Annotated in this window: 20 protein-coding genes and 1 pseudogene; 19 read left to right on the top strand and 2 right to left on the bottom strand. The window is 28.9% G+C overall.

From position 1 onward, the window contains the following. Positions 1-123: 123 nt before the first annotated feature. The gene (locus tag CHA01nite_RS16425) at positions 124-594 is read right to left on the bottom strand and encodes a hypothetical protein (RefSeq protein ID WP_146943332.1); all 471 of its coding nucleotides are present in this window, start codon (positions 592-594) and stop codon (positions 124-126) included. Between the two features lie 514 nt (positions 595-1108). Here CHA01nite_RS16425 and CHA01nite_RS16420 point away from each other — a divergent pair. The 9 genes from CHA01nite_RS16420 to CHA01nite_RS16380 all read left to right on the top strand — a co-directional run bounded on the left by CHA01nite_RS16420 (position 1109) and on the right by CHA01nite_RS16380 (position 13394). Beyond that, on the top strand, positions 1109-5344 hold the full coding sequence (locus tag CHA01nite_RS16420; protein ID WP_146943330.1) for an NACHT domain-containing protein: 4236 nt from the start codon (positions 1109-1111) through the stop codon (positions 5342-5344). Positions 5345-5792: 448 nt separating this feature from the next. After that, positions 5793-8576, top strand: a complete 2784-nt coding sequence (locus CHA01nite_RS16415) for a PIN domain-containing protein (RefSeq protein ID WP_146943328.1) — start codon at positions 5793-5795, stop codon at positions 8574-8576. 418 nt (positions 8577-8994) lie between these two features. Continuing rightward, positions 8995-9873, top strand: a complete 879-nt coding sequence (locus CHA01nite_RS16410) for a DUF6602 domain-containing protein (protein ID WP_146943326.1) — start codon at positions 8995-8997, stop codon at positions 9871-9873. A 671-nt stretch (positions 9874-10544) separates the two neighbouring features. Beyond that, the gene (locus tag CHA01nite_RS16405; protein ID WP_146943324.1) at positions 10545-10775 is read left to right on the top strand and encodes a hypothetical protein; all 231 of its coding nucleotides are present in this window, start codon (positions 10545-10547) and stop codon (positions 10773-10775) included. Between the two features lie 13 nt (positions 10776-10788). After that, positions 10789-11199: a protein-export chaperone SecB gene (locus CHA01nite_RS16400; protein WP_146943322.1), complete on the top strand. Its 411-nt coding sequence runs from the start codon at positions 10789-10791 to the stop codon at positions 11197-11199. Positions 11200-11203: 4 nt separating this feature from the next. Continuing rightward, a complete protein-coding gene (locus tag CHA01nite_RS16395; RefSeq protein ID WP_170234752.1) occupies positions 11204-11770 on the top strand; it encodes a hypothetical protein in 567 nt (188 codons plus the stop codon). A 351-nt stretch (positions 11771-12121) separates the two neighbouring features. Then, entirely contained in the window at positions 12122-12718 is a 597-nt protein-coding gene (locus CHA01nite_RS16390) for a hypothetical protein (protein ID WP_146943318.1), read from the top strand. Next, positions 12708-13091, top strand: coding sequence for a hypothetical protein (locus CHA01nite_RS16385; protein WP_146943316.1), 384 nt, complete (start codon positions 12708-12710; stop codon positions 13089-13091). The genes CHA01nite_RS16390 and CHA01nite_RS16385 overlap by 11 nt, the downstream gene beginning before the upstream one ends. A 168-nt stretch (positions 13092-13259) precedes the next feature. After that, entirely contained in the window at positions 13260-13394 is a 135-nt protein-coding gene (locus tag CHA01nite_RS16380; protein ID WP_146943358.1) for a DUF1016 N-terminal domain-containing protein, read from the top strand. A gap of 130 nt (positions 13395-13524) precedes the next feature. Here CHA01nite_RS16380 and CHA01nite_RS16375 read toward each other — a convergent pair whose 3' ends face one another. Next, a complete protein-coding gene (locus tag CHA01nite_RS16375) occupies positions 13525-13983 on the bottom strand; it encodes a hypothetical protein (RefSeq protein WP_146943314.1) in 459 nt (152 codons plus the stop codon). A gap of 547 nt (positions 13984-14530) precedes the next feature. Here CHA01nite_RS16375 and CHA01nite_RS16370 point away from each other — a divergent pair. The 10 genes and pseudogenes from CHA01nite_RS16370 to CHA01nite_RS16325 all read left to right on the top strand — a co-directional run bounded on the left by CHA01nite_RS16370 (position 14531) and on the right by CHA01nite_RS16325 (position 24476). Beyond that, positions 14531-15550 (top strand): PDDEXK nuclease domain-containing protein, encoded by a 1020-nt coding sequence (locus CHA01nite_RS16370; protein WP_146943312.1) that lies wholly within the window; start codon positions 14531-14533, stop codon positions 15548-15550. A gap of 170 nt (positions 15551-15720) precedes the next feature. Next, a pseudogene (locus tag CHA01nite_RS20860) lies at positions 15721-15978 on the top strand (thrombospondin type 3 repeat-containing protein); the annotation flags it as partial. A 1541-nt stretch (positions 15979-17519) separates the two neighbouring features. Further along, the gene (locus CHA01nite_RS16360) at positions 17520-18284 is read left to right on the top strand and encodes a sporulation delaying protein family toxin (RefSeq protein WP_146943308.1); all 765 of its coding nucleotides are present in this window, start codon (positions 17520-17522) and stop codon (positions 18282-18284) included. A gap of 8 nt (positions 18285-18292) precedes the next feature. Continuing rightward, positions 18293-18853: an SdpA family antimicrobial peptide system protein gene (locus tag CHA01nite_RS16355; protein ID WP_146943307.1), complete on the top strand. Its 561-nt coding sequence runs from the start codon at positions 18293-18295 to the stop codon at positions 18851-18853. Between the two features lie 4 nt (positions 18854-18857). Beyond that, positions 18858-19769: an HTTM domain-containing protein gene (locus tag CHA01nite_RS16350; protein ID WP_146943306.1), complete on the top strand. Its 912-nt coding sequence runs from the start codon at positions 18858-18860 to the stop codon at positions 19767-19769. Beyond that, positions 19730-19930: a DUF5808 domain-containing protein gene (locus CHA01nite_RS21080; protein WP_146943304.1), complete on the top strand. Its 201-nt coding sequence runs from the start codon at positions 19730-19732 to the stop codon at positions 19928-19930. The genes CHA01nite_RS16350 and CHA01nite_RS21080 overlap by 40 nt, the downstream gene beginning before the upstream one ends. Before the next feature lie 367 nt (positions 19931-20297). Continuing rightward, on the top strand, positions 20298-21590 hold the full coding sequence (locus tag CHA01nite_RS16340; RefSeq protein ID WP_146943302.1) for a phage integrase SAM-like domain-containing protein: 1293 nt from the start codon (positions 20298-20300) through the stop codon (positions 21588-21590). Between the two features lie 7 nt (positions 21591-21597). Then, a complete protein-coding gene (locus CHA01nite_RS16335) occupies positions 21598-23088 on the top strand; it encodes a hypothetical protein (RefSeq protein WP_146943300.1) in 1491 nt (496 codons plus the stop codon). 129 nt (positions 23089-23217) lie between these two features. Continuing rightward, entirely contained in the window at positions 23218-23493 is a 276-nt protein-coding gene (locus CHA01nite_RS16330) for a helix-turn-helix domain-containing protein (protein ID WP_146943298.1), read from the top strand. Positions 23494-23618: 125 nt separating this feature from the next. Continuing rightward, complete coding sequence (locus CHA01nite_RS16325) at positions 23619-24476, top strand: ParB N-terminal domain-containing protein (protein WP_170234751.1); 858 nt, start codon at positions 23619-23621, stop codon at positions 24474-24476. Positions 24477-24542: the final 66 nt, after the last annotated feature.

Below are 24542 nucleotides of genomic sequence, written 5' to 3'. Positions count from 1 at the left end.
ACGGCAATATCTTTAAAAATTGAAATTAATTTGATCCAAAGATCGAATCTTTCATCGCTATTAAGATCCTTATTTAATTCGTCTTTAATATTTAATAGCAACTGTTTCACTTCTGCTGAAATTTCACAATGTATCAGCACATAATTTATTTGTTGAGATAACTCTATTTTGGAATTCATTTAGTAAGATTTTAAAATTAATACTTTCAATTATTGAAATATTAATTTTTGAATCTTCCTCTGTCACAATATTTTTTATATTATTTTTAAAACTACGAATAATTGCTCTCATATCTAAAATATTTAAAAATTGAATTTTAAACTTCAAAAGTTTTTTTACAGTTTTTAGTTTTATTAAATATTTTTTTGCATCAATTAAAGTATCATCCTCTGCAGTCAGCTTTTCAAAAATATCTATTAATTCAGTAATATCTTCTAGAGAATGTATGTTACATTTTTCTGTTATAGAACTTTGAAAAGCTGATTTAATCTTCTCAGAATAATCAATGTTGTAGATGTTTGAGGCATTTTGAATTTCATTTAAGGCATTCTGTAAATCAGCGCCTGAAAGATATGAGGTTCTATCAATGTACATGCATTTTCGATTTAATAAGTCATCTTCACTAATATGGTTCATTTAAATTATTTGTATATTTTTACTTAGTCAAATTTAAGTAAAACTTAAATAAAAAACAAATTATTATTGATATATTTAATCTATTGTTATTTTAATTATTAACAAAATCCCTTATCTAAAGAGTTGAAAACATTATTTGTCTAAAAAAATGATTAGTCTTAATACAATGCGTAAATTTGGATGTTCTGTACTTCGGGATTAAGTTAATAAAAGGATTTAATCCGGCTTTACTCCCAGGTGATTGGGTCTAGTATATCTATGATGACAACATTCCTACTGGTCGTCACCAGTTGTCAGATAAGATTGTAAGAGAAGATAAACCGGTAGCAAATATAGCTGATTATTTTTGGACGATTAGATTCGGATATATCTGGGACAATGGCCCAAACCAAAGATTGTCATCATTTATGAAGCTCGTAAAGAGATATGGCTCCAGGTAATAAAATTAAAACAAATCTAACAAAATAATCATATGTCCAAAAAAGGTGGCGATTTTGAAATCATAGCTCTTGATTTTTTAGAAAAAATATTCAGCGAATTAAATTACACTGTTACTAGAAAACGAACTCAAAAATCGGGTTCGCAAGATGGTTATGATAATCTTATAGAGATTGTTGATAGTAGGTATAGAAGTTATACAATCTACTCTGAATGTAAAGATTATAAGACAAATCTGAATTATACACAGGCAATAGAAAAAATACCACATATTATTTCAACGCATAATAATATTGATTTACTTTTATTTATTTCTCCATTTGAAAATTTTTCAAATACAAATGAGAACTCAAAATTAGAAGGCTTTTACCAAACCCTTAGTGAAGGATGCCCAGTAGAATTTCTAATGCCTGAATCCTATGTTGCAGATTATTTTAGACTTTATCCTGAATTTTACCAAAAAGTATATGGTGATGTAATATCCGATTGGAATGCTGAGAAAAGAAATGAATTATTAAGGAAGTTTGAAAAATTAATTTTCTCCAGCAAGAATTTAAAACGAATAGTTATTAGTGAATTTGATAGAGAGAAGTATATTGGGAAAATTAGCAAAGATGAATATCATATACTCAGGAATTTTAGAAAATTTCAAGATAGAGGAGTTTATGTTTTTGATAATCCTGATTATCAAATAGATTTAGAAGAACAACTAAATAAATCCGCTTATGGAATAGTTGTTTTGGGAAATCCAGGCTTTGGTAAAAGTTATGTTTTAAAAAATTTTTCAATCGAACTCTGGGAAAGTAGAGAGAATAATTTAAAGATTCCCAAATTTTTAACTTTAAAAGACTTTAATACTGATACAAAGATTGAGGGTTTACTGCCAAAAGATTACCAGTATATTTCAAATTTATTTGTAATTCTTGATGGATTAGACGAAGTACATAATATTACAGATTTTACAAATAAACTACGCAGTTTTATTACTGATAATGCTGATTTAATTAAGCGTAATAAATTAAAGTTTATTTTAAGTTGTAGAACAAGTATCTATAACAAATATGTTAAAGATCTGTTTGGCTTTGAAATATGTTTTCTCAATGAAGTTTCTGAAGGCTTAGCTGCTCAGTTCCTGTTAAAAAAGTACAATCTTGATTTGCGAACTGATAACAGATTTAATTTTTGGAAATATAGAGATATTCTTGAAAACCCTTTTTACTTGGTTTTATTAGGTGAACATTATAAAAAGACAAGTGAAATATTACTTAATAGATCTAAATTGATAGAAAAATATGTTCGAGGTCGTTTAGAAGAGGATGAAAATATTAAGTATAGAAATGATTCGTCGTTCGATGTAACCGAAATTTTAGAAACATCAAAAAAGATTGCTCTATCAATGGAAGCAATGCAAAAAACAGTACTTACTAAAAGTGAAATTTCAGCAATTTGTGGTAAGACGTTAGATGTTTTTAAAAATCCCTTTTTACAAGAAAGCTTAGATAATACTTGGAGTTTTGAACATAAGAATATCCAAGAATATTTCGTTGCGAAGATATTAGCGACATTAAGTTTTGAAGAGATAATTGATTTCATTAGAATCGATAGCAATTTAAATAAAATTCATCCTACTTGGATTAATGTAGTGTCCTTTTTACTAAACTTAAATCTACCAGAAATCATTTATAATGACCTCATTGATTGGATTAGTGAAAATGATATTCAATTCATATTTGAAGCGGATTATGATAGAGTTTCAGATGAAATCAGAATAAAATGTTTGCAGGACTTCTTTGAAAGGAATTGTGTTATTGATACTCTCTGGATAGATAACTCTTCCGAAATAGCGAATTTTGGGAATGTGAAAAAAAATGTTATATATTTGATTGAAAAGGCAAAAGATAAAAAGCTACATAATAGAACGAGAATTTCAGCTGTAAGTTTACTTTCCCATATGTCATTTTCAGATGCTCAAGAAGAAGCAATTGAGCAACTTATTCTACAAGTAATTAAGGAATTTAAAGATGATAATGAAGTAAATATATTCTTATTGCACGATAGTTTAAAATTAATCCAAAATTCTAAATTAAAAGAGAATTTATCCTTTTATCAAAATGTATTTGATCAACTAAAATACTATGACTATAAAGATGTTGTAGATGCTATTGTTTATACTATTCCTGTAGAACTTATTGAATCAAATCTAGATTACTTCCTAGAAATTCTAGATAAATCTATCGGTGAAAAAAATTGGAATTATCCTTCAAACACAAGAAATGTAATCTCGAGAAAGGAAAGCATTTTCGGTGTTTTTAAAAGAATAAAAAATTCCAAATCCTTACTTAAAATATATTCATTTTTAATTGAAAGACATAAAAATCACGAGATAAGAGAAGGTTTAATAAAGGATTTTCTAGAACAATTAAAATTAACATTTGTTAAGAATTTTGAAGTTCATGATGATTTGATACAAATTATTTCAAATGCTGTGATATGTGATAAAATAAGGTATTATGAGGATGACTTACTAATTGATTTAGTAAAATCTTGTGGTATAGAGAAAGAAGTTTTTTTTACCATCTTTGATTTGTTATCTGGAAATTATTCTCAAAAGAGCTTTCTTGCTGAAATTGTAAAGGAAGAATTTTTCCCAGAAATAGTTCAGAAGTATAAAGATAAAAAAATAAACAATGATTTTATTCAAGGATTCAGAAATATTATCCGTGTTGGAAATTTTGATTTAAGTAGCTCTTTTGAAAATATAATTGAAGCCACTACAAAATTTAGGTTTACAGATAAAATAACTAATGATGAAATTGTCGCAATCGATGAATTTTACAAAACTAAAAGACAAAGAGAGTTTGATATTTTGTTTAATAAACAGGAAATTGTCAAACAGATGGAAAGAATTTTTGAATTTAAAAAGACAAAAAAGCTTTCACATAAAGATACGAATAAGTTCTATAAAGTTTTTAATGGCAATAGCATCTTAAGAGAGAATGTGACAGAGAATGCCAAAGATATTTTATGGCAAATTATCAGGAAAGAAATTAAGCGAACGGAATATTTAAGCGTTGATGATTTATCTCAACATGTTCGTAACTATGACCTCAATATTATTAATAATATTTTAGATGCTTTGCCAAAGGAAAATGAGCAAAACATAGTAGTATCAGAAAGTCAAAAGAATTACATTAAGAATTGGTGTGTTGCAAATACTGAAAAAGTGAACGAAGCATATTCTAGATACATGTTTGATAGCGATATGTGGTTAAAGAAAGATTATTTAACTTTTGAGACTATATTCAAATTCCAGAAATATTTTAGGTTTAATTTAGATGAAAAATTACTACTAAATATGATTTGGCTTAGTAGATATATGGAAAATATGGATTTAGATTTTTTATCGGGAATTGTAACTCCAGATAAAATTACTGAAAGAATAACTGAAAATATCCACAAAACAAAAGACGAAAATAGCATATATTCTTACATAAAGTATTTTGTTGATAATAATATTGATTTAAAAGTTATAAAGTTTGACATTAAAGAAAAGGTGAAAGAATTTTTGCTGGTAGATAATGATTATTATGCAAAACGACTTATTGAATTATTGTACAGTACTGATTTGAAATTTCTTCAGGAAATTATTGATATAAAATACTTACATCCTAAGCGATATATTTTAGATTTTGTTTTGAATTTGATAATTAAGCAAAATAAACCTAATATTGTTGAAAAATATCTAATAGATAATTATGATACTCTTGTCAATAAGCAAATAATGGAAGAGACAAATATTATCAAAAATCTAATATTGGCAAATAGTGACGCAGGATTTAGAAAATTAAGAAAAATTGTTGAAAGTAATCCTAAAAACTACGAGAGTATTGATAATAATTTTAACTATACTACTTGGCAGAATTATTCAAATAGAAATGCAATTGATGATCTAATTAAAATTTTAGAACTTGGATTAGTTAATGAGAAAAAACATTTTGCAGGCAGGCATTTTTCACCTATTAGATTATCAACTGAAGCTATTGTTAGTATATGCCAAAATAATGATTCTGAAATTTGCGAAAATGTAGTCAGAAAAATAAATCAATTAAAATTAAATGAAATTCTTAATCAGGGAGGAGATTTATTTTTTATTAATAAATTAAAGAAAGATATTAAAGAAATTATTTTGAATCATAAATCAAAACCATATAATCTTAAAAGCGTTTTGAATTTAATTGAATGTAATAAGTATATTTTTTATATAAGTTAAGTTTAGTAATGCCACTATAATTTCAATTGTTTATCAAAATTAAACTTTGGACTTCTTTTTTTCTCCTCAAATTAAAAACATACCAGTAATCTGTTAAAACTAAGATATGCCTTAAGCCGGCGGAGATATCCGATCACAAAAAAGATATAAAGTGGAACACAATTTCTATTTGTCACTGGAGGATTTTAATGAATAAATTGATTACGGGCACATAGGTCTGATCAAGAATTGCATTATGGGCCACAGGTAGGTATGTCGAATTTTTGCGTATACAACCAAAAAGGAGTGTCGATCTGGGAGCGATCAATGAAATAATGACTTTTCAGGCCGATATGATGGAATTTATGAAATATAAATAAAACCGTCCTAAAAATGATAGCATAAGAACATTGAAAATAAAACAACTGTATGGGGAGATTCCGTACATTTAACAATCAAGAATCAATAGATGGCTAAAAATATTTTAATTGATACTAATATACTGAAGACCCTGGTGTCAAGAACAACATTCAATCCATATCTGCGCCAAATCCATTTATGGCAGGAACAGGGAGATATTACGGTGTACTATCCTGAGACCCTAAAGGCTGAATGGAATAAGCATAGGGAGGAAGAGCTTAAAAAGATTAGTGATATTGTTAGGAAGCATAAAAATGTTATGAAGGTTTCCGAGCTCTTTGATAAAACGCCGGATATAGGTGAACCCGAGCTAGTACTGGCTGACAAACGGCTGCAGGCACAGGTATTTGCCATTGATCAGCTATTAGAAAGCGCGGTGCTGATTACCGACGAGGGTAAGGCTGCCAGTTTGATGTGGGAACATCGTAAACATAGTAAGGCACCTTTCCGTAAAAAAAAGAGCAGTGATAACGATGCTGTGATCCTCTTTGCTACCTTGGATGAGCTTTCAATACGAGGGGAAAGAGAATTGTTTTTTTTCTCTTCAAACCATACGGATTTTGCAGCTCCGGGAAACGAGGAAGTCATTCATGCCGATATCAGTGCCAGGTATCCCGATATAAAAATTATTTATTTTTGCGACCTTGCTGTAGGAATGCAGGCGCTAGTAGGAGTAGGCCTATCTACAAAAAAAAAGTCAGCAGGTGCTGGAAAGTTTTTTATTACAAAATTATTTCCGGATGATACGGGCAAGCCTTTAGCTGAAAGGCTGGTAAGCTATATCAATAACCGTTTTTCCGATATAAGTTTTCTGCCTAAGAGGTTATTCTGTTTCCATACCCCATTTGTTGTTGGGGAAGAATTCACTGAACGCAAAATCCCTTTTGTCTTAAACACGGATAATAAGGATGTTTACAATCTTTTTATCGATCAGGACATATTGCCGGCTTTAGCCGATAAAAGCACTTTAGTAGAACAGGATATTTCAGAAGCTGAATTAACGGATTTTTTACGCAGTAACCTCGTGTATGAAATATCATATCAAGGAGAAAAACCCATCAGTTTAGTCCATAGGCAAAGAGATGAATGCACCTGTTCGGTTTGCGTTTTTAGAAGATTACAGTTCCGAAAATCCTTTATAATGCTAAAAGGTATTGACCTTGAACCTGCAAGTTTAAAAAAGGCATATACATTTTATCTGCACGGTGATTATGGAAAGTCAATTTCCGTTCTGGAGGATGTTGTTAAAAAAGCTGAAAGCGAAAGGAGATGGATAACTTACTACATTGCCAAATATAATCTTTTATTGCTGGGACGTTCACTAAAGTACCGGAAGACAAGTGAGGATCTTCCACAGGAATTGCTTTCGGGATATCGGGATTTAAATCTTGACGAAATCCTTATGGTTTGCAGGAAAGCCTCTATAAATGATATCCTTGACCACTTGCACTACGGTAATTTCCTGGATTATGCAAGAGATAGAATGAAGGAGCTGGTTGCAAAGCTGAAGGATCAAAATACCGACCAGATTCAGGGATATACGAATGATACAGAATCGTTATTGGAGGTATATTATGAAACTGTACTGTTTGCGGAGCATAATTTTCTAATGATTGATAATTTTAGCGATCTTCATTCTCTTACAAGTATTCTGCTGGATGGGCTGTTTGCATCATATTCCTGCAGTCCATCACTGCAAGGAAAGTTTCTGCACTTTACGGACTTTATCGTTTCCAAGGTGATTGCATACGGTAAGAGCGATGATATAATCAGATATAAAAAGCGCTACGGTATAAAAAAGATAAAGTATGTAAGTGATAAGGATAGTTCTTTTCTCGTTGATCAGATCAAGCAGTTGGTTGATTCATACATTTTCCTGGAGGATTGGATAGGACAGAATAAAACCGATGGGGAGGACGAAATCTGGATTCGCTATAAGAGAATGTTCAGTAATGCTGTGGTCGTAGTATCAATAACTGAAATGCCCTCTTCAGATATAGATCTGATAGCACTAGATATACTACAGTTTTTAAAAGTTCAGAAACGTCTACATGATCATGAACTTGCTCCGATGTTATCTTTTTTTCTGACAAATACGTCATTATTTCTTACTGAAGAGACCGTGCAAAAGTTTTTTCATACCCTATATTCGATGGAAAACGTAGAATACGGACAACTACTTCACACACTAGCAAATGCCACGAAAAAAAGAAATACAAAACTGGATTTTTCTGCACGTGAATGGGAGAGATTCAGAATGAAATATCTAACGGACATTAAAAGTTATCTCAGTGAGGAAAAGGTTGATGAGCTTCTTGATCTTCATTATTTTATTACTGATGAAAACTACAGAACGGAGATCATAGATTTTTTGGACACAAAAATAAAGAACTGCTTCGACGGGAATATCTATTATTCCTTAGTGATCAAGGGACATATACGGCAAGAAGAAAAGCTGACCATGCAGTATGAAGCAGATATTTTGCGCCTTGCTGAAGGAGGCAGAAAGACGATATTGTTTGATACAGGATTTTATACAGATATTTATTTAGATGAATTCGTCAATTTATCCTTTAGCTTGGACCGCCCAGTTTCTAAAGAACTAAGAGAGGCACTTGAAGCCCTTGATAATTATTACTGCTGGGTTTTGGATATAGATAATTTCGATTACAAAAAGTTCAATTCAGACTGGCTTTTTAACCATCTTACAATATATTACAAAGAGAAATTCCGTAAAAGTAGTGTGCTTCGGGTAGTACTTAAGAGAATCATACTAGAGTCCAAGGACCATAATTTAGGGCAATTGTATATTGATCTCTATGATCCGTTATAATTTTTTTTCAATTATAAATGTGAATGTTAATCCGGGTAACCTCCGGCTGTTGTCTCTTCCTATTATAGCTTGTCATTAATGCAAGTTAAAAAGTGAGGGCAAAATCAGTAAAAAAATTAAGAGTTAGCTCTTCAATGAGGAAGAATTGGAACCGGCTTGATAATTGCGCCGATATATTATAGGTGAATCTAAAGGCGAAATAACAGCTGGTATTTTTTCGTAGATGTCAACAAGAATTTTGTCTTAGTGGGGGCTTGCAAATTTGTACCTAATTAATTTAGTCATAAAATTGAAGTTTCAATACATTAATCTTTATCTTTAAAAATAGATATAGCTTCGATATCCGGAACTTACTTATTCTGGAAGTTATAGGAAATATTTGATCAATTAATAAATATATTTGAGTAAACAATCTACTATGAAAAAATTCAGTTTCAAAGATGCTATTGAAGATATAATTAACGAGATAAATTTAACAAAATTAAAGGCAGAATCTATTCATAAATCATCTAATATAAGATCTTCTGGAGATGAAATTGAAGATTTGATACGTTCAAAAATAAGTCTATTTTTACCTGAAAGATATTTAGTAAAACAAGGACAAATTATTGATGATGAAGGAAATGTAAGTAATCAGTTTGATATAATTATTTTCGACAGGTTAAGCACTCCAAAATTTTTTGAAAGTAGAAATGGTACAGTATATTATCCAATAGAATCTGTTTTGGCAATAGGTGAAATTAAAAAAACTTTAGCTCCTAAACATACAAAAGAATTTGCTAAAAGTATTTACCATTTTAAACATGTAATGAATCGTAAATTAAAGGAGAATACTTTTCATGGACTTTCTGCCATAAATGCAGATATCAGAGATGTGTTAGCCTTTGACATAGATCAGAAGTATAAAAACCCATTATATTCATTCATATTTGCTATAGATGGCATTTTGGACAAAACTCAAATTGGAGAACCCATAGATATATTTACAAATGATATTATAATTCTTAATAATGGTTGCAGATTTCATGGAAGTATTATTGAAGGTAGATTTAAGCCTTTGGTATCAGATGATGCTATGAAAATCGAAAATATATTAAATTACAAAGGAAGTCCATCAGAAAATTTATCGGTTTTTCTAGAATTTTTAATAAGACATTTAAACCGGTGCAAAGTCGAGCCATTTTCTATTTTAAATTATATTTCAAAAGATGTTTTAATTTTTGATAAAGATAAAATAGAAGCAAAGAATATTTCTGGTTTAAGAACATTAGATGAGATAAAAAAAATAAATCCGTAATATGTTAATCAATTCTCTAATGATGTGCTTAACTTGAATAATTTACATATCCAAAACCAAAGTGGTTTTAAACCACTTTTAAAATCTTACCGGATAGGTAATACGCTAGGATCCAATTAGTGGCTGAAAAGAAATAGATTTACCAGATTTGGTGGGGAAATTTTTGGAAATATTATTGAAAGCAAAATTCCCTGCAGTGAATAAATCTGCATTTTCTAATTCTTTTTTCTGTCTGTATTATTTTTAAGAATTGTATTATAAAGTCTCACAAAACGATAATGTAAAACTAATAATGAATAAAAATCGTTCTATAATTAAATAATGCTAAATTAAAGTGCTGAATTATAATGTTTTGTTAATTTTTATATTTATTAATTTAATACGTCGAGTTTTGTCGCCTCTCAATAGTATCTTTGTTTTATAAATTAAATACTATGCTATTTAGAATAATTATAAATAGAGTTAGTGCATGAAAATCATAAAATTCATTAACCTTAAAATTGTGAGATTATATATATTTACATCGTGAAATAATTTGCCTTTTATTATAAAATTATTATTAGCATATTATTTGTTTGTTATATAGCAAGCCGTTCAAATATTTCACATTAAAATTAAACTATAACTATGAATCAAAATTAGACCTGGTTCATTTTTAATTATATTAAATTATGAAAACAAATTTTGAGCTTTTACAAGAATTCCTTTACAATACACCAAAAGAAAAAGTATTGGCTGAATGGAATAAAACTGAAGCTATGGATGCCGTTGGACCTCCAGTTATGGAGTTCTTAAAATGGTCAGAAAACATTTATAAAGTAAGGAATTTAGAGTCTCCTTGGAATGTTAAGATAATAAATAAACAAGAAAATCCGGAGTATTGCTTCGGATTTTTTAATTAATAATATATTAAAAATGATACAAAAAGCAGCCTTCTCACTAGAACATTATCTTTTCGATAAAGTAAATATCAATCTTGATAATTACAATAATGAAGAATATCAAATCAAATTTGATCCTTCAGGTAAATTTAATAAAGAAAAAAAAATTTTTACATTAAATTTCTGTTTCTCTGCCAAATGTGATGATAATGAAAACGATTTTGTTACAATTAATTGTATTGGAAAGTTTAAATTTACAGATATTGATACATTAGAAAATATTCCTCCATTCTTTTATAGGAATTCAATTGCTATTTTATTTCCATTTTTACGAGGTTTTTTAAGTATGGTAACTATTCAAGCTAATGTGCCCCCTATACTTTTACCAACAATGAATTTAACTTCACTTGAGAAGCCTCTTAGTGAAAAAACTACAGAAGAATAAAATTTTGAATTATCTATATCAAACTTTAGAAGATAGAAATAATCCTGAATATATTGATGCAAATGGGCCTTTTAAATGTAGAAAAAAGACCTCATGGTTAGGAGATGGATATTATTTCTGGGATAGTTTTATAGAGTTAGCCCATTTTTGGGGAAAGAATTCTGGCTACACGAACTATGTAATTTGCCATGCAACAGCAGATCTAAATGAAGAATTATGCTACGATTTAGCAAGTAATATTTCTCATATAAAGGATATGAGAAATATTGTTGATAGAATGGTATCGGAAGGATATGCAAATAAAGGAACTACTGTAAAAAGAATTATTGAATTCATGAAAAAAATACATTGTTTCACACATTATGCTGTAAGAATATTAGGTACCAGTTCTATAGCTGCTAATGATGGAAATGAATCTTTTTTACAAAGATTTAAATTTGATGAGAAGCTCCCTGCCTATTTGGATTTAATTCCTCCTATTCAAGTATGTATCTATGATTGTACAAAAGTTTCACTGAATAGTTATCAAATTATTTATCCTGATATATATACTGATGATTATTTAGTATAATGAATAGTTTTAAGAATGTACTTAATTGAACTTAAATGAAAAGTAAAATATTTTTACTTTTCATTTAAGTTCAATTTTAATATCAGGTTATTTCATTTTAGATATAGTAAATCTTATAATTGATGGAAGTTTTATAAGTCTCAAAAAACGATTGTCAAAAAGAGGGTTTATTACGTAAGAAAGTTTGATTCTAATAAGGATTATTAGCTAAATATTTTCGCCTAAGTTCACCTTTAGTTTGTAAAGCATTATTTATTGCATTTAATTTTATCAACTAATTAATGGCATAAATTTCTATATTAATATTTATATTACACATTTTCATATATTTGTAAATTAAATAGATAGAAATTGGCAAATAAAACAGTCCATAAAGATGACAGTAAGAAATCTATTATTTCAACTTCGGACTTGCACGATCCGATAGATAATTACGACTTTCATTTAGGATCCTTAAATATATCTGCAACTCTTCTACCAGATGAAATGCTAGATTTATATAGAAAAAGTGCAAGTTTTAATCGTTTTGGTTTTAATGTGCTAAAATTTTGTGATGAGAAAATAAATACAAATCATGATATAATTCCTAATTATAAACATTGGAGCGAAGTTTTAAGTTCTGATGCTAGTAAATTAAGAAGCGTTGAATTGTTAAACCATTTCAAAGAATATGTTATTATTATTAAGAAGCATTTGAGCGTTAAAGAGTATCAAATAATTGATATCTTTACCAATAATAATACTTTTAAAGCGATATTTATTGTAAGTGAAGAAAATGTAGTAAATGATGATTTTATTAATGATTTTTATGATCTAGCATTTAAGTATGAAGCTGAATTTAGTGAAAAGTTAAAAAAAGAAATTAATTTTAGTTTTGTAGGATATGAGAATATCGATGTTAACGAATTAAATATCGACAAATTTTTTAAATTTGAAAATGGCAAATAAGACGGAGCATGCATTACATAATAAAAAATTATGTGAAGAACTTAACGTACACAAAAAATATAATGACTGGACTATTACAACTGCCTTTTATTCTGCATTACACTTTACTGATCTAAAAGTTTATCCATTTACTTCAATTCATGGACAAATATGCAATAATATCGATGAAGCCATTCAGGTATTAAATCATCCCGAAAAACATACTGTTAAAATGAAGATGATTGAATTACAATGTTCAAAAATAAAAAATCAATATAGATGGTTAAAAGAACAAAGTTATAATGCACGATATAAAACCTATAAGATACCAGCTTCATCAGGTGACAAGGCTGTTCAATATTTAAAAGAGATAGAGGCATATTGTATAAATTAATAAAATTAATTTTTTAGAAATAAATTTGATCTTAACTTAAAAAGTTAGGATTTTTTATTAAAATCAGGATTCTTTCGAAGTGTTTTGTGAAAGGAAGATTATATGAGGATAATATTGATATACTAAAGGAAAACATTAATAAAATCTCAAAAAACGATTAGATTGTAAATTGCTGAGCCTGAAATCAAAGGTTTTTCTGATAAGAACCTGTGGAGGATGAAACAGTTTTATGAAATTTATAAAGATTCTCCAAAACTCTCACCAATGGTGCGAGAAATTAGCTGGAGTTATAATATGATGTAATATAAATCAGAACCTGGCCATCTTTTATATTGCTTAGAACTAGATGTAAAGCAATTAAATCCACCTTTTTCGTTCCTTAAATTCAAGATTTCCAAGTATATTCATTTTCCTGTAGTCTTTATAACAATCCTTAGAAAGGATTGTTTCCTTTATTATAATCTTGAATTCGTGCTTCTATTAACGATTTTACGGTAAGTCCTGTTCTTCGAAAGAAATTAGTTGAAGTAGCATTATCTGCTATTTGATTGATTTCTGGATTGTCACCTTCATCTAAAAATATAAATAAATTTAAATCATTTGATAGCATTTCAACATAAAAGTGAGGTCGTGAAATTACGATATTTCTCATTTGTTTAAAATTAGATCTTCCTTCAGTTTGCATTTCCTGCATACTATCATATGGGCCATAATCTAAACAATTGCAATAGTTGCCTGCTAATAATAATAGCTCTTTCAATATTTTTGGAAATTGATTGCTATTATTATACAGCTGTTCTAAATGGATGATTTGTGAAGGTGTTAAACCTTCATCAGTAAAATTTCCTATTTTATTGTTCTCCTTTAGTGCCTGTAAATAGTGTGATATCATCGTCCTTTAATAAAAATCAGGTCATTTCTTTGTTACTATCAGGTTCCCTGATATGTATATCTTAGATTTATTTCTTTTCTTGAAGAAAATTATAAGTTCCAAATCCAATTTCTTTCAGTTTCGGAAAAACTCTTTAAAACAAGGAATAAAGATAACCAACCGTAAATTAAAAAGTAAATATTTCAAGATTCAGTTTTGCTTTCATTTTTTAAATAAAAAGCAAGCAAAAGCCTAAAACCATAATTATATTCACCTGCAAATTGTTCATTTACGAAACAATTAATGCTTTACTTCTGTTAATTTTTTAAATGTAATGATTTTTTTCCTTGTCACTATTGTTTATTTGGTTGTTTCTTGAATTGGCTGATAATATAATTGCGGTTTCTAATCAGAATGTATTAAAATAACTGAGACACAGTGTATCTTTAAACGATTTATAAAACTTAAATGTCTTTTCAAGAGCCAATCTTTGCATACATGATAATAGGAATTATTTTTCTTTTTATAACTTTATCAATTCTTGAAATTAAAGTTATATTACCAAAATATGTCTATAAGCAGGGTCATAATAAACGACATAAAAAACATTATAGCAGAGGCAAAGAATAATGCGATCCGCACTGTTGATCATCATCGCACCATGATGTATTGGCGTATTGGCAAGCGTATTTTTGAGGAGGAGCAAGAAGGAAAAGATCGTGCAGACTATGGTAAGTTTCTTACTAAATATATTTCTGAAGAGTTGGAACCTGAATATGGTACAGGCTTTTCTAAAAGACAAATTGAAATTTTCCGTCAGTTTTACCGCACATTTCCAATTGCGAATACAGTGTATTCGCAATTGAGCTGGAGCCAATACAAAATTCTTATAAGGCTTGACAATAAGGATAAAATAGAGTTCTATATTGCAGAAACAATAAAGAATAATTGGACAGTCCGTCAATTGGAAAGACAAATTTACAGTAGTTTATACGAACGGCTTTTAATAAGTAATGATAAAGAAGGTGTGTTAGCAGTAGCGAGAAATGAGAAACATCCATCTGAAGCTAAAGAAATTATTAAAGATCCTATGATTCTGGAATTTCTAGGATTAAAGAGGGAGAATTCTTATTATGAAAAAGATTTGGAAAGTGCTATTATTACCCATTTGCAGGACTTTTTGTTGGAGTTAGGTAATGGTTTTTCATTTGTAGCAAGACAAAAAAGAATACATCTTGCAGGAGATGAATTCTTTGTAGACTTGGTTTTTTATAATAGATTATTACAATGTTTTGTTATCATCGAAATCAAAACACATAAACTCACCCATCAGGATATTGGCCAGTTGCAGATGTATGTAAATTATTATGACCGTAAGGAAAAATTACCACATGAAAATCCGACAATCGGAATTTTGCTTTGCGCAGACAAGAATGATGCAGTTGTTAAATTTACACTACCAGAAGGTGAGAAACAGATTATTGCAAGTCAATATCAGCTTTATCTACCAACAGAAAAACAATTATTAGACGAATTAAGTAAAGAGTTAGAAAGTTTTGACGAAAAAGAAAATAAGACTGAAACTTAGTTTTAAATCTATGCGAAAACGGATACGTTAAAAAATTTCAAAAAAAGATGAAAACCATATTTACATTCATATCATTTTTCGCATTTCTGTTTTGTTCTTCACAGGAGATTATTAATAAAGAAGCTTTTGCAAAATGCAAAAAGGAATTTAGCAAAAAGACTTGTCTTAGTGATAAAGACAGTGATTCTATTCTATTTTATTTAGATCAATGTCCAAAAGTATTTGGTATTGCAGAGAATAACGGCTGTCCTTGGGAAGATACTGATGGTGATGGTATTATTGATAAAGATGATGCTTGCGTAGATTTGGTTGGTCCATCAGAAAATAACGGTTGCCCTTGGCCAGATACAGATGGCGATAGTGTTTTAGATAAAGATGACTCTTGCCCAACTGTTGCAGGAATTCCTGAAAACCTAGGGTGCCCAGAGAATGAGTGTGAAAAATTGCAAATACAAGACAGTCTTGATTTTATTAAATTTAAAACAAGTAATAAAGATATAAACATCAAATATTTATCCTTAGGAAAGTTAATAATTGAAAATTTAAAAAATAAAAAAAACGTTGAATTAATCTATATACGTTTTCCTCCTAGTATTTATTGTTACTATGTTCCAAAATCATTTAGGCAACCCTGTAGTAGTAACTTGAGCAGTAATATCAATCTTTTTTTAACATTTAAAGTATTCACAAAATCTTTTTTTGAAGAAATAAGTAAAAAGTCGGGAAGGCCGATAATGACTAGTAGAATTGTTTTAGAAGATTTTAAAACGATGCAAAATGAAATACAAATGGATTTAGAGACCTATGTTTATTACAAATCAAATTATGATGCTAATTTAATAGCTTTAAGAATAAAAGGAAAAAGAAAGAATAGAGGATATGGTCGGATAATAATGCAAATTTTATTTGTTGAACAGAATCCTTATAATGTTATTGTAGATTTAGGAGAAAATAAATTAAATTTCCGATACATTAATAATGAATGGAAATTATCTGAAACTAAATAAGATCATCTTGTAAAAATTAACCGGTATAAAAATAATCAACTGATCAGTTCCGAGAAGTTGGATACGGGTATATCTGGGAGAATGACCAACCCAGAGATTGTCACTGCTTCAAGAGCTCCCAAAGAGAAATCGCTGCAGAGAATAAAAATTAGAAACGAATCTCACAAAACGATGAAACTTATGAATTGGATGTTGAACGATAGTCTGGCAAAACAAAAGAATATATAATGTGTTTATTCTGTTTGTATACGGGCAGTAGATCCTTTTGTTTCCGGAGTGCTATCTTCGAGGAGCCACCGGTTCGCAAGTACCTGCCGAAGGTTTTATAATGTGCCGGAAGAAAAAAGAATAACTCGGTACATAAAAGAAGTCATCATTGGCCAGTTGCAAAAATGTTCTTTGTGCTTGCTGTTATGCTACGGACAAGTAACCGGGAATCCTGCTTCATAAATAAACCGAATATATATTGTGTTTATGCTATTTGTAAACTATTAAAGGTTTATGTATGATTCGGTCCTTGCACTTCATTAATAGATTCCTTGACCAGCCAGCAGTCCAAAAATATCTTGGCTAAGTCCATTGGTGTCTTAGACGAAGAATCATGGTCTACTGGAACTTGAAATTTGAATGTTATTTACTACAATATTTTTTAATTTAGATTTTTAAAAGAATGGCATTTTTATCATTAAATTATTTATCTTATTCTATCATTAGAAAAATATTGTTAAATCTGTAATTATTTTCATGAAGGTATTGTGAGTGTAATTTACAATCCATACTTTCGCACCATAATAAAACTAACCCATGGACTCAACATTCTCTCCATTACCATTCATCGGTATATTTCCAAAATTTTCATATGATAATTGAAATTTTTTATTCCAATCATCAAAGAACCAATAATCATATATAGGCTTCTCTGCCAATTCTTAGAAAACAAATTAATTTTAAATTTTCAATAAATGAGAAACATTAGAAAAATCTCGAACAATCCAGTAATGATTGCTTTAGTTCTATTCAACTTCATATTCGTGAGTTGTAATAGAGATGAATTATTAAACGACAGTATTAAATCTGATACTCCTGTGTCACAAAGTAATATGCAAAGAATGGCAGCATATAGTGACGTTGATGTATTTAAAGGTATAATGTTTTTAGAAGGACCGGTTGCTGATAGATTAGAGGATTTCCAAGAAATAAGTTTTAGAAATTTTGCTAATAATCAAACCGAAATTAATGAAATGATTAATTTCGAAACCCTTATAATCGCTCAAATTAATCATAATAATCCTGATTTTATGAGTGAATTTAGAGAAGGTATTGGCTCTGGCGATTATTACACAGTTCAAAATACTATGCTTTCAGCTGTAAAAGAAATAAAGAATAGTACTGCAGAATTATCGAATCTAAATCAGGCACAGATAGATAAAATACAGAATGATGTTTCAACTATTTTGAAAGATCAAGGTATAAATACATTAACTAAGCAGAATATTTCTACATTAGTAAATAAATTAACAAATAAACAAAAGCCACAAGGTCAATCAGTTGTAGATATATATAAATGGGTATATGCTGCTGTTGCTGTTGTTGTAGCAGCTGTTTTAGTAGCTTTCGCATTTTTCGTTGCACCTCCAGATATGCCAGGTAATTTTCCAACAATAGATAATACTTATTATTCGGAAAGGTTCCAGACAACTGTTACAGTAGATTTGCAAGGTATTTAAAGTAATTTATGAAGATAAAAATTATCTATTTCCTCACAGCTATTATTTTAGTTTTTGCTATAATTATTAAAATTTTATCTGTTTATTTTGGAAATAATCCATTGAATAATAGCAGGTATGGTTATATAAATTATGTATCTGTCATACCGGAAGGTTGGGCTTTTTTTACTAAAAATGCTCGTGACCCTCTTACTTATATTTTCAAAAATTCTGATGGCAATATCACTTCTGTAAATTTAAGGAATTTTTCAAGTGATTATAGTTATGGAATATCACGTCACAATAGGATTGTTTCAATTGAAATAGGTAATGTTTTTGATAAAATAAATAAAGATACTTTAACAAAAGGCACATCTATTAAAGCTTTAGATGTGGATGAACTTACTAATATATTGAAAGAAAAAAAAGTAGATTACAAAGATATATATATTGAGAAAAAACATTCTCCTGATTTGAATGGAAAGTATATTTTTGTTTTACAGCGATTACTTCCGTGGACCTTATTAAATCGAAAGTCCAATTATAAATCTACGTTTGTAATATATCCAGTTAATATAATCTATAAGTAATAAAATGAAAACAGTTATTGAATATTTGGAAAGTAAAAATATTTTTAACCAAAAAATTATAATTGCTCGTTCATTGTTAGCTTTTGGATCTTTATTATTACTTTTATTTAATAATATTACAGAATTAACCGATTCGTCGTTAATGGTTGACAACGATTCCTTTTCTATTGTATCACCATTTAAACAATATAGTCTGTTTAATGTTTGTGATCCTGGTATAGCAAAAGTAATTTCAATAATTATTTTACTTTGGGTAATTTCAGGTTATTTGCCTCAGTTATCCAGTATTTTACAGACTTGGGTTCATTTTAGTATATGTAATTCTTTTGTTGTTATAGATGGCGGAGATCAAGTCGCTTTGATTTTGAGTCTTTTATTAATTCCTGTCTGTCTATTTGATAAAAGAATAAATCAATGGAATAATAGTCGTGCTTTAAGAAAAAATGCTAATATTTTTTTTAATGTATACTTTTTTCTAATTTATATTCAAGTTGCTGGCATATATTTACATGCTGGTATAGGTAAATTATATACAACTGACGAATGGAGAAATGGAACATGTTTATATTATTGGTTTACTAATAATGTATTCGGTGCACCAGTAATTTTCCAAAATATTTATAACTTTTTCACACTAAGTAAATTTGCACCTATTTATACTTGGTTAATTATTATATTTGAGCTTGGTTTATTTGCATGTATTTTAGCCACAAATAAAAAGATAAGATATAGCTTTATGATTGCAGGAATATTATTTCACTTAGGAATTTCTTTAACTCATGGCCTTATCACATTTTTTTTCTCGATGTTTGCGGCTCTTATCTTGTATCTAGATAGCGATAATATTATGTACCATTACCTAAAAAAAATAAAATTATGGATAACTTCAAAAAAAACTCTTCACCTTGGAAATTAGGCTTTATATATTATAATAAAGACGATAAAAGGTTATTTCCACCTAAGAGGACAAAAATGGGTTGGACAATTAATTTTGCAAATCCGTGGTCTATAATTGCTATGCTCTTGGTAATTATATCAATTATATTAATTGGTGAATATTTAACGAAAACCAGATAACAAAGAGGACTGTCAAACTTCAGACAGTCCTTTTCCATTTTAATATAATTAGAATTATAAGTTTGCATAATGGCGTATATAGTAATCTCATAAAATGATGCTTATTTTGCTAGAATAATAAACTCTTTAAACTAAGAGCAGAATAATATCCAAAATAAAAATCCTGTAAATTAATAATCTACAGGATTTTCAGTGGAGTTGGAGGGACTAAGTTTTTAAATCTGTTAAAATCTTGATTAATTTATAAATACTTTGTACAAAGGCTTTTTAAGGTTGTTTAATTAAATTGAATTTATTGAAATTAAACTATATTTGAATTTTTTGGGTACAACTTTGGGTACAACTTAAATTTTTAATCATTTTAATTATGGCATCAGTAAGTTTTTTTATTAGAGGAAAGGTAGCGGATAAAGAAAGTACAATTTGGGCAAAATTTAGAGACAGGAATATTGATATACGTGTTCCCGTTCCTTATTTGAGTTGTAAACCAAAAGAATGGAAAGACGGAAAGTGTAAAATGCCATCCAAAAAAATGCACAAAGATGATACTGAAACTATAAACACTCGTCTTTCACAATTAGAAGCTAATATTATTTCAAGTTATACGGAGGATAATCCAGAAATCGATTTAAAAGAATGGCTGAAATCAATTATAGAACCTACAACTTTAAAAGCTGAAGATAATAAGTATTCGGATGATGTGATTACTTTTATTGATACTTATATATCTTTAAAAAAAGATAGTGTTACGGAATCGACTATTAAGAAAGCTAATGTTGTTAAGCAATTAATGATAAGATATGTAGCGGATAGAAAAATCAGAAAGAAAACATTTAGAGGATTAAAGTTTAAAGATTTAGATAATTCTTTTAGAATTGATTTTGAAGATTATTGTAATAAGGAGAGTTATAAGATTTCAACTACATATCGAAACCTTAAATTCTTAAAAATGATTTGTAAGGTTGCAGGTTCTTTTGATATTGAAGTTCATAAGCATGCTGAATTATGGAAATTTGAAGTTGAAAAAGCGACAAAGCATATTCCAAAATCAATTTACTTAACTTTTGATGAATTGGATAAAATAGAGCGTAAAGAAATGCCACATGATTATTTAGATAATGCAAGAGATTGGCTACTTATCTCCTGTTATACAGGTCAACGTGTGAGTGATTATATGAGGTTTAATTCTTCTATGATTGTGGAGGATAGTGAGGGACAGAAATACATTGAATTTACCCAACAAAAGACGAATGCTAAAATGCAAATTCCTTTATTAAAAAAGGTGCAGGATATTTTAGCAAAACGGAATGGTGAGTTTCCACGAAAAATATCAGATGTAAACCTAAATCTTTATATCAAAGAAGTGTGCGAGATTGCTGAAATAGATGAAATTGTATACAATGGTAGAACGGAGACGATAGAAAAAGATGGGAAGAATATTACTCGCAAAGTTTTTGGTAATTTTCCTAAACATAAACTTGTTACATCTCATATAGGACGAAAAAGTTTTGCTACTAACTTTTATGAGAAAATTCCTACTACTTATTTGCTTAATTTTACAGGACACACTACGGAAAAACAATTATTGGCTTACATTAATAAAACGGAAGTTGAAAAAGCAAAATCAACAGCAAAGATTTTTAATAGCTTAGGATATTAATATATAAATGATTCAAATAGATACTAAGAGAGGAATTGCATTAGACTTTATTGTTTATGTAATAGCTATGGAAGACCCTGTGTCATATCATAACATACATGAATTTTTTTTACAAAATTTTGAAGTTGAAAAGCCTACACATATACCTGAAATAAAAGCTATAATAGCTAAGCTGGACGTTATACAACCAGACTTAGGCATTGATATTAAAAATCTAATTATCTCTCAAACAATAAATGACTTATTGTCTTTTTATCCAAAAGAGCTGTCCCCTCAAAAAGTAGAAAGCTCAGAAGAATTAATAACGGATTATTTCGAGTATATAAACCGTTATTTAAATATAAATGCAGTAATTGTTAATGATGGAACAGTAGATTTTTCTAATATTGGGTCTATTGATGAAATTTATAATGATGAAGAGATTAATAATATTGTAAGTGTAGTTAAGACTATAATTATTATTACAGCTAATATAGTACAGCAACTTCAAAAACATATATTTGAAAGTTTACCTATTAATGAAAACGAAATTAATTCTGCTGTCATATCAGAACATTTTCAAAACTATTTACTTCTTAGAATTATATCTCCAAATATTTATATAAGTTATTATGCTTCGCTTGTATTTTCTTTAGAAAAAAGGGCATCAAACTTTTTAAGTCGTTTTATAAGGGAAGTTAATGGGGTATCAGAATCAGTTCTTATAAACAAATATTCAAGTCGTGAAAAATATCTGGATTATCAAATAAATGAAAATGAAAAATTACTCTTTGAGCATTCATTTCAAACTCCGCAACTAGATGGTTCTTTTTTTTCTTACACCGAATCTTCAATTATATCTTTACAATCATCCTTTATCTCTTTGGAAGAATCTCTTAAAAACTACCTTAACATATTAAGCGCATCAGAACTATTACGATTTGCAGACCTTACAGGAGTCAATTTATATCAGTATTTAGAATTAAATGCAGAACATTCTCTTTACGGAATGAAGCTGAAATATCTGAATTTACAGCGATATGGAGATAAAGTACATTTACAGGAAAATAAGTTCCTTGAGAATGATTTAGATATTCTTATGAAAGAAAAATCCGTTTTTGTTGATTATTTACAATTAAAATCTTTTGATAACAGTACTATAAAAATTATTTTGAATGCACTTTCAGAAAATAAATACAGTAGTAATGGTGTTAAAGGAATAGAATTCAAAAATGACATTTATTTTTTTAGGTTTTGTTATTTCTTCTATATTTTCGATTACTTCTATGAGGTCGAAGGAAAGAAATTTGATACTATAGCTTCCTTTGAAAGAATTACTAAATTCAATATAAATAATAAAAGAGAGGTAAAACAACAATATCTTAAAAATTTTCTTGACATTGACAATCCACGGGGTAAACACTATCCTTTCACTTTTAAAACTACTGATGCTTTTCTTACAGAAATTGAATATTCATTAGGAATTAATAGGGGAAAATTAAAACCGATTCTAGAATAAAAAATAATTGAAATTTTTTTAACTGATAATCAGAAGGTTAAATTATTTTGTCTTAAAAATATTTTCCCTGTTTTTTCCCTGTTTTCCCTATCTGAACCTTTGCATCATAATCTTAAACAAATAAAAATTATGACAAATTCAGCAATTCAATTGATGCAGATAGATTTAGAATCTTTTGGTCAATACATTCAAAAATTAGTGAGAGAGGAATTAGAAAAACATATTCCTGCACAATCAACAGAAAAAGAGTTTTATACTCGTGAAGAAACAGCAAAGCTTTTAAATGTAAGTTTGACAACATTATTTCATTGGAATAATGACGGTACATTGAAAAATACTAAAATCGGTAATAGAGTTTATTACTCAAAAGATGAAGTATTCTCAAAATTGAACCAAGCTTCTTAAAACTGAGGAAACTTCTTCCCAATCCAATTATTTCTTAATCATTTACCACACTTTTAATGTTTAATCAAAGCACAGTCGATTGTTGTGTGGGTATCTCTTGTGTCAAATTTAAAATAATAATTATCATGTCAAATACAATTCAATTATTCAATAAAAACTACAATGTTTATTATCATTATCAAGATTTAACAACTATTTGGGAACTGCAATCTTACCAATCAATAACAGATTTAAATCGATACAACCAATTAAAAGAAGATATTACCCAAAACGGTGTTATTGACCCGATTTTATATTACGCCACACCAGACGGAATTAAGCTAGTTATTGATGGTCATATACGATTAAAAGCGTGTATAGAGTTGGAAATTTCAGATATTCCAAAAAAAGAAATTCGAGAAAATTTTGCATTGCTTTCAGATGTTCAGTTTTGGATGGTTAAACATCAATGTCAGAGAAGAAATCTCACACCTGTGGAAAAACTAAAATTTGCCTGTTTACATGAAGAAACTATTGTAAAAAAAGCAAAAGAAAATCTTTCTAAAGCTGGTAGAGGTGATAATGTGAAAGATAAAATTGATACTATTTTAGAAATTTCCAAATTGGCAGGTATCGGTAGAACTACCACAGCTAGATATAGAAGTGTAATAAATAGTGGCTTTTATGGTATTATCAGTCAAATGCTGAACGAAAAATTAAGTATTAGTGCGGCATATAATCAAGTCCAAGGCAGGTTGAAGATAAAAGAAATAAATATTGCCTCTGCAATTGAAAACAAGTTAGCATTAGAGGAAAAACAACAATTAAATATTCAACCTGAAATCCAAGAACCACAATATGTATTGGATTATCATGCGGGCAGGCATCTTTTAATCACTAATCAAGTTGAGTGTTTTATTATGGCTAAAGATAAAACCAAAGTAAAAGATACAATGGCTCAAAGCCCTAGTTTGAAATATGCCGTATTTATAATTGAGGACTGACCTTATACACACAGGTATAAGGCTGAGGAAACAAAATCTTTTTACTACTACACTGCGTAACTCTGC

The organism is Chryseobacterium hagamense (assembly GCF_007991455.1).
Taxonomy (GTDB): domain Bacteria; phylum Bacteroidota; class Bacteroidia; order Flavobacteriales; family Weeksellaceae; genus Chryseobacterium; species Chryseobacterium hagamense.
Note: the sequence above shows the minus strand (reverse complement) of the source record. Positions and strands in the feature narration are given on the sequence as shown.